We start from the raw sequence: 16,109 nt of genomic DNA, 5'->3' as shown, positions 1-16,109 counted from the left end.
TCCTTATAGCGCGAGGGACGCGGAGGCTTACCCGCCACCCGCCGCCAGCGCGGCGAGCAGCAGCAGCGCGACGATATTGGTGATCTTGATCATCGGATTGACCGCCGGGCCGGCGGTGTCCTTGTACGGATCGCCGACGGTGTCGCCGGTCACCGCGGCCTTGTGCGCCTCCGATCCCTTGCCGCCGTAATTGCCGTCCTCGATATATTTTTTGGCATTGTCCCACGCCCCGCCGCCGCTGGTCATCGAGATGGCGACGAACAGGCCGGAGACGATCACGCCGAGCAGCATCGCGCCGAGCGCAGCGAAGCCCTGCGCCCGCCCCGCCACCGCGGTGATGACGAAATAGAGGACGATCGGGCTCGCCACCGGCAGCAGCGACGGCACGATCATCTCGCGGATCGCGGCGCGGGTGACGAGATCGACGGTGCGGCCGTAATTGGGGCGGCTGGTGCCCTGCATGATGCCGGGATTGTCGCGGAACTGGCCGCGCACCTCCTCGACCACCGCGCCTGCCGCGCGGCCGACCGCGGTCATCCCGAACGCGCCGAACAGATAGGGGAGCAAGGCGCCGAGCAGCAGGCCGACGATGACATAGGGGTTGGACAGGCTGAAATCGACGCTGACGTCGGGGAAATAGGTCTGCAGGTCGGTGGTATAGGCGCCGAACAGGACGAGCGCGGCGAGCCCCGCCGAACCGATCGCATAGCCCTTGGTCACCGCCTTCGTCGTGTTGCCGACCGCGTCGAGCGCATCGGTCCGTTGGCGCACGTCGTCGGGCAGGCCCGCCATCTCGGCGATGCCGCCGGCATTGTCGGTGACCGGGCCATAGGCATCGAGCGCCACCACCATCCCGGCGAGCGCGAGCATCGCGGTCGCGGCGAAGGCGATGCCGATGATCCCGGCGAGCTGATAGGTGGCGATCACCGCGACGACGATGACCAGGGTCGGCAGCGCGGTCGATTCGAGGCTGATCGCCAGCCCCTGGATGACGTTGGTGCCATGGCCGGTCTGGCTGGCGGCGGCGATCGACTTGACCGGGCGGTAATTGGTGCCGGTGTAATATTCGGTGATCCAGACGATCAGCCCGGTGACCGCCAGGCCGATCACCATGCACCAGAACAGGTCCATGCCGGTGAAGCCGGGGATCGCCGCGCTCGCCGCGGCCGGCCGGTCGAAGCCGGTGGTGAGATCGTCCGACACCGCGTCGAGGAAGCCGGCGCTGCCGATCGTGCGATGGAGGTCGCCGAGCACGTAGCGCGTCGCCAGATAGATCGCCGGGATCGACAGCAGCGCCGAGGTCCAGAAGCCCTTGTAGAGCGCGCCCATGATGCTGCCCTTGCCGAGCCGTACCGCATAGGTGCCGATGATCGAGGTGACGATGCACACCCCGCCGACGAGCAGCGGCAGGCTCATCAGACGCATCAGTTCGGCGGCATCGGCGCGGATCAGCAGCGCGATCGAGATCATCGTCACGCCGAGCGTCACGACATAGGTTTCGAACAGGTCGGCGGCCATGCCGGCGCAGTCGCCGACATTGTCGCCGACGTTGTCGGCGATCACCGCCGGATTGCGCGGATCGTCCTCCGGGATGCCGGCCTCGACCTTGCCGACGAGGTCGGCGCCGACGTCCGCCGCCTTGGTGAAGATACCGCCGCCGAGCCGCGCGAAGATCGAGATGAGCGACGCGCCGAAGGCGAGCGCGGTCAGCGCCTCGACGATGATCCGGTCGCCCGGGGCATGGCCGGCGGGGCCGGTGAGATACCAGAAGAAGCCGGCGATCGCGAGCAGGCCGAGCCCGGCGACGAGCATGCCGGTGACCGCGCCCGAGCGGAACGCCATGGTCAGGCCGCCCTGCAACGAATGCCGCGCCGCCTCCGCGGTGCGGACGTTGGCGCGCACCGAGATGTTCATGCCGACATAGCCGGCGACGCCCGAGAGTACCGCACCGATGACGAAACCGATTGTGGAGATGATGCCGAGCGACACGAACAGCACCACGGCGACGACGATGCCGACGATGGCGATGGTGGTATATTGGCGGCCGAGATAGGCCTTGGCGCCTTCCTGGATGGCGGCGGCGATGTCCTGCATCCGGGCGTCGCCCGGCGGCGCGCGCAGCACCTGTTGGCTGGTGACGAAGCCATAGACCACGGCGAGCACGCCGCAGAGGATGGCGATGGTGACCGTGGTCATTCTCGCATCTCCTTCTCCTGTTGACGCACGGCCGATGTCCCCCGGTCTCGTGACGTGCCGGCGAGGCTATGGCGCGCGCCGGACCAGCGCAAGCGGCTTCGCCCCGCAGCGAATCATTGATGCTGATTCGCAATAGCGATAACTGCCACCCCATCAACAGGGGGGTATATGCGTTCCACTCTACTTTTAGCAGGCGCGGCGCTGGCCGCGCTGATCCCGTCGTCGATCCGTGCTGAAACGGGTCAGCATCATGCCGATGCGGCCGCGCAGCAGTCGACGCCGGCGGGCGACCAAAGGGAAGCGTCCGACGACATCCTCGTCGAGGGGCGGCGCGACGACACCTATGCCGGCACCAAGACGGCGACGCCGATCCTGCAGGTGCCGCAGCCGCTCACCGTCATCACCGATGGCCTGTACCGGGCACAGGGCGCGATCAACATTGCCGACACCGTCCGCTATGCCGCCGGGGTCAGTGCGGGCAGCTTCGGCCGCGACACCCGCGTCGACAGCTTCAAGATCCGCGGCGTCGATGCGCTGCAATTCCGCGACGGCATGCGCGACATCGCCGCGGTCTATGCCAGCATCACCGCCGATCCCTATAATTTCTCGCGCGTGGAGATCGTCCGCGGCCCCGCCTCGGTCCTGTTCGGACAGGGGGCGATCGGCGGCATCATCAACCTGGTGTCGAAGACCCCGAACTTCGCCGACGCCGGCGAGGTCGGCGTGACCTATGGCAGTTACGGCCGCAAGGAGGTGCTCGCCGATCTCAACGGCGTCGCCGGCAGCACCGTCGCCGGGCGGATCGTCGCGCGCGTGCGGGAGGCGGGCACCTATGTCGCGCATGTGCCCGACGACCGGGTGCTGCTCGCCCCGTCGCTGACCTGGCGGCCATCGTCCCGCAGCGAGGTGACGCTGATCGGCCTGTACCAGAAAGACGATAGCGGCTCGACGAGCAACTTCCTGCCGATCGTCGGCACGCTGCGCGCCAATCGCGACAATCCGCCGCTGCCGCGCTATCTGTTCCTCGGCAAGCCCGGGTACGACCGCTACGCCGGCCGGCTGCTGCAAGGCGGGGCCGCGGTTACACATCATGTCAGCGATGCCGTCACGCTGAGCCTCAAGGCGCGCTACATCGACAGCCACCTCGACTATTTCACCCATTATACCAACAGCTACAGCAATCCCGCCGATCCCTATCTGCCGGGCAGCAACGGCCGTCGCATCGGCCTGTACGCCAGTTCGGTGGTGGCGCGGATGGCGGTCTTCTCCACCGACAACACGCTTCAGGCCCGCTTTCATACCGGCGAGGCGATCGAACATCGGTTGCTCGCCGGCGTCGATTACAGCTGGAACCGGGTCGGCAAGAGCAGCAACCTCGCACGGCAGGTGATCGACCTCTATGCGATCGATCGCGCCGCGATCATCGAACCGCCGCTCGTCGCGCCGTTCAGCCGCAGCGAGCAGACGCAGCTCGGCCTCTATCTCCAAAATCAGATCCGCCTGTGGAACCGCATCTCGGTGGTGCTCGGCACGCGCCACGACCGGGTACGCGGCGCGACGCTGCAACGGGCTTCGGGCGAGACGGAGCGGACGCGCGATACCGCCACGACCTATCGCGCCGGCATCATCGGCGAACTCGCGGCCGGGATCTCGCCCTTCCTCAGCTATACCGAAAGCTTCCAGCCGATCGCCGGCGACACCAGCAGCGGTGCAGCGTTCAAGCCGCAGACCGGCGTGCAATATGAGACGGGCGTGAAATGGCAGCCGGAGCCCGCGACGCTGGTGACGGTCACCGCCTTCCGCATCCGCGAACGCAACCGGCCGGTCGCCGACCCGGCCAATCCACTCGGCCAGATCCAGGCGGGCGCCCTGACGACGCGCGGCTTCGAGGTCGAGGCGACGCGCAGCCTGCCCGGACGTACCGAACTGACGCTTGCCTATGGCCACAATCATCTCACCGGCGACAGCGTCGCGTCCGGCTGGGCGGCCGAGGATGTCGCCTCGGCCTGGGGCAGCAAGACGTTCGTCGGGCAGGTGGCGGACCTGCGACTGGGCGTCGGCATCCGTTATCTCGGCGAACAGGTGTCGAGCAGCCCGGTATGGACGATCGTCACGCCGGGTCGGACGATGATCGATGCGCTCGCCGAGCTGGAGCGGGACCGCTGGCGGCTGTCGCTCAACGCCACCAATTTGCTCGACAAACGGGTCTTCGCCATCTGTCTGGCGCGTGGCGACTGTTTCAACACCGCGCCGCGTAACGTCATGCTCTCGCTCGGCTACCGCTTCTGAGCGCGTCCCGCCCGGCGGCGCGGCCGGCTAATGTTCGAAGCCGAGCCGCGCCGGCAGCGGCACCGTCGCGGCGCCGTCGGACAGCCGCAGGCCGGTGCCGCGGGCGAAGCGGCCGATGCGGGTCGCCGGCACCGGCGGGACGGTGTTGGCGGGCATCGCGAACAGCAGCTCGTAATCGTCGCCCGCCGTCGCCGCCGTCAGCCGGGCGTCGCGATCGTCGCCGGCGAAGGCGCGATAGGCGGCCGACAGCGGCACCGCGGCAAGGTCGAGGTGCACGGCGAGCCCGCTTGCCTCGCCCATCCGGCTCGCGTCGATCAGCAGGCCGTCGCTGACGTCCATCATCGCATGCGCGATGCGGCTAAGCACGCGCCCCTCGGCGATGCGCGGCTGCGGCCGGCGGTAGCGCGCCGCCAGTTCGGCCGGCCCCGCCGCGCCCTGGGCGATCGCCAGCCCGGCGCCGGCATCGCCGATCGTCCCGGTCACCCACAGGGCGTCATTCTCGCCGGCGCCACCGCGCGGCGGCGCGGGCGTGTCGCAGCCGAAGGCGGTGACGGTGAGCACCCGCGGCGCCCCCGCCGGCAGCGTCACCGTATCGCCGCCGAGTAGCGACGTGCCGCAGGCGGCGAGCACCTCGCCGAGCCCGGCAAGGAAAGCGCGGTCCCAGGCATCGTCCGACAGGGGATAGTTGAGCAGGATGCCGTCGGGCTTGGCGCCCTTGCCGGCGATGTCGGACAGATTGGCGGCGACCAGCTTCCACGCGACATCCTGCGGCGTATCGTCGCTGAGGAAATGGACGCGCTCGACCAGCGTATCGGTGGTGACGACGAGCGGCGCGTGGATCAGACGCGCGCTGTCGTCGCGCAGACCGCGTGCCGAGGGATGCAGCGGCAGCAGGCGCAACGCAGCGAGGAACTCCGCCTCAGTCATCGCCGCAGCGTCCGCGCGGCGACCGGGCGCGGCAGGCACGCGCGACTCAGGACGCCCGCACGTCCTTGGCGATGCCGTCGAGCAGGCCGTTGACGAATCCCGCCTCGCGACGCTCGTAGAAGGCATGGGCGACATCGACATATTCGCTGATCGTCGCGCCGACCGGGACGTCGCGTCGCGCCATCAGCTCGTAGGTGCCGGCGCGCAGGATCGCCTTCATCGGCTTGTCGAGCCGCGCCAGCGTCCAGCCGGTGGCGAGCTTGTTCTCGATCGCCAGATCGATCTCGCCGCTGCGCGCGGTGGTGCCGGTGACCAGATCGTCGAAGAAGTCGACGTCGGCATCGGCATATTCCGCGTCCTCGATCGTCGCCCCGAGCCGGTGGTGGTGGAATTCGTGAAGCAGAGCGGGCACGGCCGTCCCCTCCATTTCACGCTGGTAGAGCGCCTGGACGGCGGCGAGGCGGGCGGCGGCGCGCGCCTGGGTGCGGTTCGAGCTTCGGGACATCGCGCGGGCATGTAGTCGCCCGCGCGGCATCCGTCACCCCTTTGCCGTTTCGGCTCAGGGCATCAGCACCGTATCGACGACATGGATCACGCCGTTCGACTGCATCACGTCCTTGATCGTGACATGGCTCATGCCGCCCTTGGCGTCGGTCAGCGTCAGGCGACCGCCCATCATCGAGGCGGTCAGCGGCTCACCCTGCACGGTGGTCAGCGTCGCCTTGCCGCCGCCCGCCTTGATCGCCGCGGCGATCTGCTTCGAGGTCATCGTGCCGGCGACGACGTGATAGGTGAGAATGTTGGTCAGCGTCGCCTTGTTCTCCGGCTTGACCAGCGTGTCGACGGTGCCGGCGGGCAGCTTGGCGAAGGCTGCGTTGGTCGGCGCGAAGACGGTGAACGGGCCGGGGCCGGACAGCGTATCGACGAGGCCCGCTGCCTTGACCGCGGCGACCAGCGTGGTGTGGTCCTTCGAATTGACCGCATTCTCGACGATCGTCTTGGTCGGATACATGGCGGCACCGCCAACCATCGGGTTGCGGGCAGCCGAGATCGCCGGGCCTGCGGCCAGCAGGGCAATCGCGGCGATCGCGGTGCGGAACTGAAGCGTGGTCATGCGTGCATCCTTGTCCATGGCGCTCCCCCTACGGGTCGCTGCACACAGGTACGTCGCCGACGGCGCGCGGGATGCGGCGTGCCGATCGTTTCTGTGACGGGGGGGCAGGGTGGGGGCCTGCCCATTTGCCCGGAGCCGGCGATGGATGGCGAGCCAGCGGATCAGCCGGGCACGCCATCCCGGTTCGCGTCTCGCGTTAGAAGCGGAAGCGCGCACCCAGCCCGTAATATCGGCCTTCATCCCGTATATCCCGCGGATAATAGGCATCCGGTGCGTATTGCCGATAGTTATTGAAGGGCGTCGCCAGCAGATTGGTCGCGTCCACCGTCAGCGTGATGGCCGGTACAGGTGTGTAATTGAAGGAATAGTCGAGGCGCACGACCTTGAGCGTACCTTCCCCGCCGACGAATTTTCCTGACGGATTGAAGAAGTTGCCGTTCAGGAAGGACGATCGCCCGTTGTAAGACAGACGGGTCGAAATCGCATCTTTCTCGAAGAACAATGCGACATTATAGCTCCATTTCGACAGACCTGGGATCTTGACGAAGGGGGCGGGGCCTGTGGCGCCCAGTGTTTTCAGCACCGATACGGGTTATTGGTTCGTGCCCTGCAGGTAGGTGGCATTCGCCTGTATCCCCAGACCGCTGAGCAGGCCGGGCAGGAAATCCAGAAACGATTGGCCCCCGACTTCGACGCCTTTTATTCTGCCGGCGCCGGCGTTGGCGGGCTGTTTGATTTCGATCACCCCGTATACAGGATCGGCAACGCGCGTGGTATAATTGCTCGTAAAGCCGAAAAGATCACGGTAGAAGATCGCGGCCGTCAAAGAAGCGTTTTTGGAAAAATAATATTCAAAGGAAGCGTCATAATTCCTTGACGTCAAGGCGACCAAATTCGGGTTGCCGCCGCTCGCATAAAAGTCGGGGCGTCCCTGCAAGCCGATGGGATACTGCGTGTCCGGAACCTGAACCTTGGGGCTGCCGTCGGCATTTGTCCGGGATGACGTGTTTTCCGAAAGGCTGACGGCCGGATTGAGTTGTTGGAACGATGGTCGAGTTACAGTCTTTGTGGCTCCAAATCGAATTTGAAACTTCTCAGTCGGCCTGATCCGCAGGCTTATATTCGGGAGGATATCAAGGTAATTCGACCCCCGAGCTTCCGCTTTGGTGAACGTATTCGTACCGATCGTGATGTTGGATGTGCCACTGTATAGGCCCACCGTGTTGATCACACGCGCACCGAACAGGCCATCGAACCGGATGTCGCCGATCTCGAATTCATACTTGCCTTGCCCATAGAAGGCGAACGTCTTTTCCCGCGCATAGTATGCAGCCAAAGGATCGTGCTGAACGGTCAATCGCGAAAACTTTGTCAGGGCTTTCTGATAGCCGCTATCGTCGGGGTGAAGCATGACCAGCTGCTGCAAGGCGTGATAAGCATATTGTCGCAGCTCCAAGGCATTGCCGGCAATGCCGTCACGGCTCGGCATCAGCCAGCCGGTAAAGCCTTGATTGCCTCGAAACGTGTTTTGCGTGAGGCTCAACGTCCCGGTCGGGGTCTGGTCGAGCGGAATGTTCAGGTCGGGTGTATAGGCGTAACGGTTGCCGTTTTGCAGCGACGCATCGCGATTGGTATAGCGGGCGCCGAATTGCAGCCGCGGCACAATCGTCAGGTCGGTGTCGAGGTCGAGGTCGGCGCGCCACTGCCACCCTGCGCCTTTGGTGACATAGTCCGCCTCGTAATAGCCCCGCCAAATATAATTCGCCGGATTGGCGGCGTCGAAGCCCGGCGCGCTGAATGAAACGCCGTTGTCTACGAAGAAGTTGACGTCAGTCGTGAGCGGTGCCGCCGTCTTGGAATCGAAGCTCCAGGCGCGGCTGGTATACCGGCTGCGGGTATAGGCGAGGTCAGTCGACAGATGGGCGCGACCGATGTCCCATTTGCCTCCACCCGCAGCCTGAAGGGTATCAGTTTGACCATGCGTGGTGCTGCGATACATTTCCGCCGGATCGCCGCCGGACTTCGTTAGCGTCGACACCTGATCGGGATGGCCATCCTTCAAGACGACTTTGCTCAGCGTCACCTTGTCGGCCAGAAGATATTCGCCGAACCAATCGGCAGCCGTATCCCCCCGATAGCCCTGATAGATGAAATCGTAATAGAGCTCGAAATTGCTGGCGGGCTTCCACTGGACGCTCGCATTGGCCGCCGGCCGCCACCGGCGACCGCTGTCGTTGTAGACGCCGATCCGGTACGGAATTTTGAACGCCATTCCGACCGATGGGGGGAGCACGGTGATATCGGTGCCATCGGCGGGGCTGGCGATGAAACCCTCACCGTAGCGGACTGCGTTGCGATAGGTCGACTGCGTGTAGGATCCGTTGATAAGCACACCGATCTCACCGACCGGCGTATCGGCCCTGTAGCTCAGTAACAGGTTGCCGGACGGGTCTTTCTTCTTGTCCTGATCGTTATAAGTCCCGCGCAGGCCGCCGGCCAAGGTCAGTCCGCGATCGGTGAAATCGAAGGGGCGGAAGGACCGTACATTGATCAGGCCTGCCAAGCCCGGCTCCAGCAGGTTTGCGGTGCCCGACTTGTACACCTCGATCGCCTGCAGGGCGCCCGCGGGGAAATCCTGCAAGGCAACGCGGCGTCCTTCGGCCGTGAAAATGTCGCGCCCATTCACGGTCGTCGCCACGTCCGGCAGACCGCGCACCAGCACGCCGTTTACTTCGTCGCTATAGCGACTGACCTGTATGCCGGTAACGCGTGCCAGCGACTCGGCGGCGGTATTGTCCGGTAGCTTGCCGATGTCTTGAGCCACCACCACGTCGACAATCGCATCGGAATTGCGCTTGATGCCTTGCGCGGTGCCAAGGCTTGCGCGGTAGCCCGTGACCACGATGTCGTCTGTTTGGGCGTCCTCATCGGTTGATAGGTTTGCCGCCGTCGCACCATCGTGATCGACGTTGTCGCCGGATTTACTTTGTGTAACCGCGGCGTTTGCCACGATGGATGGCAAGTCCACCTGTCGAGGCGTCAATGTTTGTGCGGTCGCATGTGCGGCGACGAACGATAACGGCGCTGCGGACGCCCACAACACAGTGCGCGTCATAAAGCCCCCTCCCCATTGCTTCGATCCCAGTTTGCCTGGTTCCTGCAATTGTCAGACTTAATGATTCGGCGTCAATATTTGTGAGTGACCGCGTGAAAGGTCTGGCTGTAGTTGTGCCATAGCTGCCACACGGCAGCTAAAGAAGTGGCGGTATTTCAAATAATTAGAGAATCAGAAATTCCTGCGCAAAGAATGTTTTAAGGTAAGTGACCAGTTAACGTAATGCTGGTACCGATAGGCGAGGAGTGCAATATATTGATGCTCTACTCGCGCGCCGGCCGAAGACGCCTCGGTAAAATCGATAGGTTAGTCAAGCGTATGACTAATGGCCTGCGCATCCCGGAGCGAGGCCGAAAGCGCGCGAATCACTGCGGCGTGACGTTGATCACCGATTCAACCGCAGCCGCAGCGCCACCGAGCGCGCATGCGCCGGCAGCCCCTCGGCATGCGCGAGCGCCACCGTCGCCGGGCCGAGCGTCGCCAGTGCGGCTTCGTCCAGCCCGAGGAAGCTGGTGCGCTTCATGAAATCGAGCACCGACAGGCCGCTGGCGAAGCGCGCGCGGCGGCCGGTCGGCAGGACGTGGTTGGGGCCGGCGACGTAATCGCCGATCGCCTCGGGCGTATGGCGGCCGAGGAAGACGCTGCCGGCGTGGCGGACGCGGTCGAACAGCGCCTGCGGATCGTCGACCGCGAGCTGGAGATGTTCGGGCGCGAGCCGGTCGACGAGCGGGCAGGCGGCGTCGAGCGATTCGACGACGATGATCGCGCCGTTCGCCTCCCAGGCGGTGCGCGCCACCGCGGCGGTGGGCAGGATCGCCAGCTCGTCCTCGACCGCCGCGGCGACGCGGGTCGCGTAATCGGCATCGTCGGTGAACAGGATCGATTGCGTCGTGACGTCATGCTCGGCCTGGCTGAGCAGGTCGGCGGCGGTCCATTGCGGGTCGTTGCGCGCATCCGCCACCACGACGATCTCGCTGGGGCCGGCGACCATGTCGATGCCGACGACGCCATAGACCTGCCGCTTCGCCTCGGCGACCCAGGCATTGCCGGGGCCGGTGATGACGTCGACCGGCCGGATGCGGCCCGCGCCGTAGGCGAGCGCGGCGATCGCCTGCGCGCCGCCGATCCGCCACACCTCGTCGACGCCGGCGAGATGCGCGGCGGCGAGGACGAGGTCGTTGATCTGGCCGTCCGGTGTCGGAGTCACCATCACCAGCCGCTCGACCCCGGCGACCTTGGCGGGGATCGCGTTCATCAGCAGCGACGAGGGGTAGGCGGCGCGGCCGCCCGGTACGTACAGCCCGGCGGCATCGACCGCGCGCCAGCGCGCGCCGAGGCGGACGCCGGCGGCATCGGTATAGTCGCTGTCGGCGGGCCGCTGCCGCTCGTGATAGGCGCGGATGCGCGCGGCGGCGAGGTCGAGCGCGTCGCGCAGCGCCGGGTCGAGCGCGGCATAGGCCGCCGCACAGGCGGCGGGTTCGATCTGCCAGCCGGTGTCGGACAGATCGTGGCGGTCGAGCTTGCGGGTGAAGGCGGCCACCGCCGCCTCGCCCTCGTCACGCACCGCGCGGATGATCGCGGCGACGTCGCGGGTGACGTCGGCGGAGGCTTCGCGGCGGCCGTCGACCAGCGCGGTGAAGGCATCGGCGAAGCCGGCATCGCGCGTGTCGAGGCGGATCATGCCGCCTGCTCCTGCACGACCGCCTGGCGGAACGCCTCGACCAGCGGCACGACCTCGGCGCGGGTCTTCATCGCGGCACGGTTGACGATCAGCCGGCTGGTCACCTCCGCGATCACCTCGACCTCGACCAGGCCGTTTTCCTTCAACGTCTTGCCCGAGGAGACGAGGTCGACGATGCGCGGCGCGAGGCCGAGCGTCGGCGCCAGCTCCATCGCGCCGTTGAGCTTGACGCATTCGGCCTGGACGCCGCGCGCCGCGAAATGCGCGGCGGTGATGTGCGGATATTTGGTGGCGACGCGGACGTGGCTCCAGCCGCGCGGATCGTCATGCGCCGCCATCGCCGCGGGTTCGGCGACCGAGATGCGGCAATGGCCGATGCCGAGGTCGACCGGCGCGTAGAGCTCGGTATAGCCGAATTCGGCGATCACGTCCGACCCGACGATACCGAGCTGCGCCGCGCCATGCGCGACGAAGGTCGCGACGTCGAAGGCGCGGACGCGGATCAGCTCGATATGCGGCACATCGGTGGCGAAGCGCAGCGCGCGGCTGGCCTCGTCGCCGAACGCGGGTTCGGGCCGGATACCGGCGCGCGCCAGCAGCGGCAGCGCTTCGGCGAGGATACGGCCTTTCGGCACGGCGATGACTAATGGGGGTGTCGACACGGGTCGGGCTTTACTGACGGGCCGGGATGCGCGCAACACGCGCCGGCAGGAGGCGGGCGATGGCAGGTGAGTCGGACAATCGGCAGGCGTTCCCGGTGCAGGCCGACTATTGCGCCGCGATGGCCGCGCCGATCACCGCGCGGGTCTGCACCGCGCTTGGGCAGGTGCTCGACCGTACCAGCGCGACCGGGCGGCGGGTGCTCGACTGGCCGGGCGAGCCGATCGCCGATGCGCTGGTGCTGCGGCTGGTCGGCGGTCTGCACGCGCTGCACCGCGCCGGCGCCGACGCCGCACTGTCCTCGGTGTTCAACGGCGCGGTTTCCGACGTGGACGCGGTGGCGGCGATCATCGCTGAGGTGGTGCGAGACCATGACGCGCGGCTGCTGCCGTGGCTCGACGGGCCGCCGCAGACCAATGAGGCGGCGCGATCGGCAGGGCTGATGACCGGGCTGCTGCATCTCGCGCAGCGCTATGGACCACGGATCGAACTGCTCGAGATCGGATCGAGCGCCGGGCTCAACCTGATGCTCGGCCGGTATGGCTTCGATCTCGGCGGGGTCACGGTCGGGCCGGAGGCGGCGGCGGTGCGGCTCGTGCCGGACTGGCGCGGGGTGGCGCCGCCCGCCGTGCCGGTCGAGGTGACCGGCGCGCGCGGTGTCGATATCGCCCCGGTCGATGTCGGCGACCCGGCGCAGGCGGCGCGGCTCGCCGCCTATGTCTGGGTCGATGCGCAGGAGCGGCTGGCGCGGCTCGATGCGGCGATCGCTCTGGTCCGCATGCAGGGCGTCGCGCTGGACGAGGGCGACGCGGCCGATTGGGTCGAGGCGCGGCTCGCCGAACCGCAGGCGGCGGGCGTGACGCGGGTGCTGATGCATTCGGTGGTGTGGCAATATCTGCCCGCCGCGGGCCGCGCGCGCATCGTCGCCGCGATGGCGGCGGCCGGCGCCCGCGCCACCGCCGACCGGCCGCTCGGCTGGGTGATGATGGAGCCCAATCGCGATCTTCACCGGCACGAGGTGCGGGTGCGCGGCTGGCCGGGCGGGACGCCGATGGAGCTGGTCGCGCTCACCCACGCGCACGGCGCCTGGGTGGAGGGGCTCGCGCCGCCGTTCGAGACGCGCGATTACGTCATGCGCCGCGGCGCCTATGAGGCGGACGGCGACTGACGGGCGGGGAGGGCGGACCCTCCCCGCAGCGGATCAGTAGAAGAAGCGGTTGTAGACCTGCACCGCGCGGCCCGAGCGGGTGTCGACCAGCACGACGTCATTGCCGTAGCGCACCCAGCGCTGATAGCCGTAGCCCGGGCGCGGCAGGCGATAGGTGCCGTAATCGTTGATCCAATACCGCTGGCCGTAATATTCCGGCGCGAAGCGATAACCGGCGGTCACCGGGCGATAGCGATAGCCGCGTGGGCCGTTATAGGCGCCGCGGCGATAGACGTTGGCATGGCTGCGGCGATAGTCGCGCCAATCCTCGCGCAGCTCGCGGCGATCCTCGCGCACTTCGCGGCGCGCGTCGCGGATGTCGCCACGGTCGCCATAGGCGCGCGCGCGGGCGAGATCGCGCTCGCTCTGGCGGACTTCGCGTTCGCTCTGCCGGACCTCACGCGCACTCTGCGCGCTCGCCGCGGCGGCGGGCAGGATGGTCGCTGCGGCAACGGCGGCGATGATGAACTTACGCATCAGTGAAAACTCCTCTGTGGCGCGCCCTCATCCGCCGGAACGGTGAGGGGCATGGCGGCCTTTTCCGCCCAAGCGCCTGAACGCATGAGGAATGTTTTGGTCAGCTTAGCGAAAGCCAAATATCGATCTCGATCTGATACGTATCGGACCGCGTCCGGTCAGATCCGCCAGTCCCGCATCGCCGCGACGACCGCCTCGGGTGCTTCCCACGGCACGAAATGCCCCGCGTCGATCTTGGCGACGGTCAGCCGCGGCACATAGGGGCCGAGATCGTCGACCAGGGCAGGCAGCAGCGCCCGATCGCGTATCCCCCAGATCACCAAAGTGTCCTGCGTCACCGGCGGGAAGGGGCGGTCGAGGAAGGCCGGGCGCGGCGGGACCTCGTCGGGGGCGGGGACGATGACGCCGGAGGCGCGATACCAGTTGAGCATCGCGGTCATCGCGCCGGGCTGCGCCCATTCGTCGAGATAGGCGGCCTTGTCCGGCCCGGCGATCGCCTGCGTGACATGCTGCGCGAACGTCGAGCCGAAGAAGCGCTCGAGGCCGGCGCCGGTCAGCCCCTGATCGATCGTCGTATCGCGGAAGCGGCGGATATATTGGCTCGCCGCGCGCTGCGCAGGATCGTCGAACAGCGCACGCTGGAAAAGGAAGGGGTGCGGCGCATTGACGATGACCAGCCGCGCGACCCGGTCGGGCCGGGCGAGCGCCGCCATCCAGGCGATCGCGCCGCCCCAATCGTGGCCGACGAGCGTGAAGCGATCGATCGCCAGCCTATCGGCGAGCGCGATCAGATCGGCGAGGATCGCGTCTGCCGCATAGGCCTCGACCCCGTCGGGTTTGGACGAGCGCGCGAAGCCGCGCTGGTCGGGCGCGACGACGTAATGGTCGCGCGCCAGATCGGGGAGGATGCCGCGCCACGTCCGGTGCGATTCGGGAAAGCCGTGCAGCAGGATCACCGGCGGCTGCGTCGGGTCGCCGGCGATCGCGACATCGAGCTCGACGCCGGTGGACAAAGCGATGCGGCGCAGCGCGGGCAAGGTCACGGCCGGCGGTTCACGGATAGCTGACCGTGTTGGGGACCGCGGGGATCGGGATCCACTCCTTGTCGTCCCCCGGCACGACCGGAAACTCGCCCGCCTTCCACGCGCGCTTCGCCTCGTTGATCCGCTCGCGGCTCGACGAGACGAAATTCCACCAGACGTGGCGCGGCGTGCGGAAGGCGTCGCCGCCGGCGAGCATCACCCGGCCGCCCTGCGACGAGCGCAGCGTCGCGGCGATGCCCGGCCGCAGCACGTAGAGCTTCATCGGTTCGAGCGGCACGCCCTCCAGGCTCGCCTCGCCGATCGCAAGATAGACCGCGCGTTCCTCCGCCGCCGCGTCGACCGGCACGCTCGCGCCGGGATCGAGCACGATGTCGGCGTAGATCGTGCCGGCATAGGTGGTGGTCGGCGCGCGCTGGCCCCATAATTCGCCCATGATGATGCGCGCCCGCACGCCATGCGCGGCGAGCGTCGGCAGCGCCGCCTTGGCGACGTGCTCGAAGGCTGGATCGGTTTCCTCCTGCGCCTCGGGCAGCGCCAGCCAGGTCTGGATCCCCGACAGCGCCGGCCCCGCGTCACGCTCGTCGCCGGGCGAGCGTTCGGAATGGACGATGCCATGGCCCGCGGTCATCAGATTGACCGCGCCCGGCTCGATCCGCTGGCGCGTGTCGAGCGAATCGCGATGATCGATCGCGCCGTCGAACAGATAGGTCACCGTCGCGAGGTTGATGTGCGGATGCGGCCGCACGTCGATGCCGTTGCCGACCTCCAGATGCGCCGGCCCCATCTGGTCGAAGAACAGGAACGGCCCCACCATGGTGCGTTCCTTGTTGGGCAGGGTGCGGTGCACCTTGAAGCCGCCCAGGTCGTGCGTCACCGGGGTGATCGTCTGCAGCACGAAGTCATCCAGCATGGCGTGGGTCCGTTTCGCTGAGAAGCTGTTCAAGATCAGCAGGATAGATAATCTCTGGCCAGTCGGCCAGTTCGTCGCGCGCAAACCAGCGCGATCCCGCCAGCACGCGCTGTTCGAGCGGGGTCAGCGCTCCGGCGCGCACCGCGTGCGAGTCGACGCCGACACGGAAATAGCGTTCGTCGGCGGTCACCTCGACGCCTTCGAAGGTCAGGAACTCGCAGGTGCGCTGCGCGACCTCCGGACCGCAGTCGCGGGTCAGGCCGACCTCTTCCCACAATTCGCGCCGCGCCGCCTCGGCATAGCTTTCGCCCGGGTCGACCGCGCCGCCCGGCGTGCACCACAGGGGTGGCCGGTCGTCGGGGGTGAAGCGCATCAGCAGCACGCGGTTCGCGCCGTCGACGAGCAGGATGCGGGCGGCGGGGCGGGGGATGCGGGCCATGGCCGGCGTTCTACGCGCTTGCGGTAGCGGCGCGAAGGCGGGTTTTGCGAA

The 16,109-nt window shown here is 67.3% G+C and carries 14 protein-coding genes; 2 read left to right on the top strand and 12 right to left on the bottom strand.

The window, feature by feature from the left end:
• Window positions 1-27: 27 nt before the first annotated feature.
• Window positions 28-2,196, bottom strand: a complete 2,169-nt coding sequence (locus tag PBN85_RS13090; protein ID WP_037532729.1) for a sodium-translocating pyrophosphatase — start codon at window positions 2,194-2,196, stop codon at window positions 28-30.
• 168 nt (window positions 2,197-2,364) lie between these two features.
• Here PBN85_RS13090 and PBN85_RS13085 point away from each other — a divergent pair, with 168 nt between their 5' ends.
• Complete coding sequence (locus PBN85_RS13085; protein ID WP_271299266.1) at window positions 2,365-4,485, top strand: TonB-dependent siderophore receptor; 2,121 nt, start codon at window positions 2,365-2,367, stop codon at window positions 4,483-4,485.
• A 27-nt stretch (window positions 4,486-4,512) separates the two neighbouring features.
• On the opposite strand, the gene thiL is transcribed toward PBN85_RS13085, so the two are convergent.
• The 7 genes from thiL to hisG form a co-directional block, all read right to left on the bottom strand.
• The gene (thiL, locus tag PBN85_RS13080) at window positions 4,513-5,412 is read right to left on the bottom strand and encodes a thiamine-phosphate kinase (protein WP_271299265.1); all 900 of its coding nucleotides are present in this window, start codon (window positions 5,410-5,412) and stop codon (window positions 4,513-4,515) included.
• Between the two features lie 46 nt (window positions 5,413-5,458).
• On the bottom strand, window positions 5,459-5,917 hold the full coding sequence (nusB, locus tag PBN85_RS13075; protein ID WP_152542167.1) for a transcription antitermination factor NusB: 459 nt from the start codon (window positions 5,915-5,917) through the stop codon (window positions 5,459-5,461).
• Between the two features lie 54 nt (window positions 5,918-5,971).
• A complete protein-coding gene (locus PBN85_RS13070) occupies window positions 5,972-6,526 on the bottom strand; it encodes a fasciclin domain-containing protein (protein WP_271299264.1) in 555 nt (184 codons plus the stop codon).
• A gap of 196 nt (window positions 6,527-6,722) precedes the next feature.
• Window positions 6,723-7,109 (bottom strand): hypothetical protein, encoded by a 387-nt coding sequence (locus PBN85_RS18980; protein WP_333781831.1) that lies wholly within the window; start codon window positions 7,107-7,109, stop codon window positions 6,723-6,725.
• Window positions 7,110-7,118: 9 nt separating this feature from the next.
• Window positions 7,119-9,641: a TonB-dependent receptor gene (locus PBN85_RS13065; RefSeq protein WP_333781830.1), complete on the bottom strand. Its 2,523-nt coding sequence runs from the start codon at window positions 9,639-9,641 to the stop codon at window positions 7,119-7,121.
• Window positions 9,642-10,026: 385 nt separating this feature from the next.
• The gene (gene hisD, locus PBN85_RS13060; protein WP_271299263.1) at window positions 10,027-11,322 is read right to left on the bottom strand and encodes a histidinol dehydrogenase; all 1,296 of its coding nucleotides are present in this window, start codon (window positions 11,320-11,322) and stop codon (window positions 10,027-10,029) included.
• Window positions 11,319-11,957, bottom strand: coding sequence for an ATP phosphoribosyltransferase (gene hisG, locus PBN85_RS13055; protein ID WP_271299262.1), 639 nt, complete (start codon window positions 11,955-11,957; stop codon window positions 11,319-11,321). Before hisG ends, hisD begins: the two co-directional genes overlap by 4 nt.
• An 86-nt stretch (window positions 11,958-12,043) precedes the next feature.
• Between hisG and PBN85_RS13050 the strand changes: the two genes are divergently transcribed.
• Window positions 12,044-13,150 (top strand): DUF2332 domain-containing protein, encoded by a 1,107-nt coding sequence (locus PBN85_RS13050; RefSeq protein ID WP_271299261.1) that lies wholly within the window; start codon window positions 12,044-12,046, stop codon window positions 13,148-13,150.
• Window positions 13,151-13,183: 33 nt separating this feature from the next.
• Here the strand turns inward: PBN85_RS13050 and PBN85_RS13045 are convergent, their stop codons facing one another.
• The 4 genes from PBN85_RS13045 to PBN85_RS13030 all read right to left on the bottom strand — a co-directional run bounded on the left by PBN85_RS13045 (window position 13,184) and on the right by PBN85_RS13030 (window position 16,058).
• Window positions 13,184-13,666: an RcnB family protein gene (locus PBN85_RS13045; protein ID WP_037532743.1), complete on the bottom strand. Its 483-nt coding sequence runs from the start codon at window positions 13,664-13,666 to the stop codon at window positions 13,184-13,186.
• A 158-nt stretch (window positions 13,667-13,824) separates the two neighbouring features.
• Window positions 13,825-14,709 (bottom strand): alpha/beta fold hydrolase, encoded by an 885-nt coding sequence (locus PBN85_RS13040; RefSeq protein ID WP_271299260.1) that lies wholly within the window; start codon window positions 14,707-14,709, stop codon window positions 13,825-13,827.
• A gap of 10 nt (window positions 14,710-14,719) precedes the next feature.
• Window positions 14,720-15,619, bottom strand: coding sequence for a pirin family protein (locus PBN85_RS13035; protein WP_271299259.1), 900 nt, complete (start codon window positions 15,617-15,619; stop codon window positions 14,720-14,722).
• Window positions 15,609-16,058 (bottom strand): NUDIX hydrolase, encoded by a 450-nt coding sequence (locus PBN85_RS13030; RefSeq protein ID WP_271299258.1) that lies wholly within the window; start codon window positions 16,056-16,058, stop codon window positions 15,609-15,611. The genes PBN85_RS13035 and PBN85_RS13030 overlap by 11 nt, the downstream gene beginning before the upstream one ends.
• Between the last annotated feature and the right edge of the window lie 51 nt (window positions 16,059-16,109).

The sequence above is a fragment of the Sphingomonas sp. CV7422 genome (genome assembly GCF_027945725.1).
GTDB lineage: Bacteria > Pseudomonadota > Alphaproteobacteria > Sphingomonadales > Sphingomonadaceae > Sphingomonas > Sphingomonas kyungheensis.
This window is presented reverse-complemented; position numbering and strand designations above follow the sequence as displayed.

What these genes read in the sequence shown, in the direction of transcription:
- PBN85_RS13090 (WP_037532729.1), bottom strand. Translation starts at nt 2,196, where the DNA reads ATGACCACGGTCACCATCGCCATCCTCTGCGGCGTGCTCGCCGTGGTC.
- PBN85_RS13085 (WP_271299266.1), top strand. Translation starts at nt 2,365, where the DNA reads ATGCGTTCCACTCTACTTTTAGCAGGCGCGGCGCTGGCCGCGCTGATC.
- thiL (WP_271299265.1), bottom strand. Translation starts at nt 5,412, where the DNA reads ATGACTGAGGCGGAGTTCCTCGCTGCGTTGCGCCTGCTGCCGCTGCAT.
- nusB (WP_152542167.1), bottom strand. Translation starts at nt 5,917, where the DNA reads ATGTCCCGAAGCTCGAACCGCACCCAGGCGCGCGCCGCCGCCCGCCTC.
- PBN85_RS13070 (WP_271299264.1), bottom strand. Translation starts at nt 6,526, where the DNA reads ATGACCACGCTTCAGTTCCGCACCGCGATCGCCGCGATTGCCCTGCTG.
- PBN85_RS13065 (WP_333781830.1), bottom strand. Translation starts at nt 9,641, where the DNA reads ATGACGCGCACTGTGTTGTGGGCGTCCGCAGCGCCGTTATCGTTCGTC.
- hisD (WP_271299263.1), bottom strand. Translation starts at nt 11,322, where the DNA reads ATGATCCGCCTCGACACGCGCGATGCCGGCTTCGCCGATGCCTTCACC.
- PBN85_RS13050 (WP_271299261.1), top strand. Translation starts at nt 12,044, where the DNA reads ATGGCAGGTGAGTCGGACAATCGGCAGGCGTTCCCGGTGCAGGCCGAC.
- PBN85_RS13045 (WP_037532743.1), bottom strand. Translation starts at nt 13,666, where the DNA reads ATGCGTAAGTTCATCATCGCCGCCGTTGCCGCAGCGACCATCCTGCCC.
- PBN85_RS13035 (WP_271299259.1), bottom strand. Translation starts at nt 15,619, where the DNA reads ATGCTGGATGACTTCGTGCTGCAGACGATCACCCCGGTGACGCACGAC.
- PBN85_RS13030 (WP_271299258.1), bottom strand. Translation starts at nt 16,058, where the DNA reads ATGGCCCGCATCCCCCGCCCCGCCGCCCGCATCCTGCTCGTCGACGGC.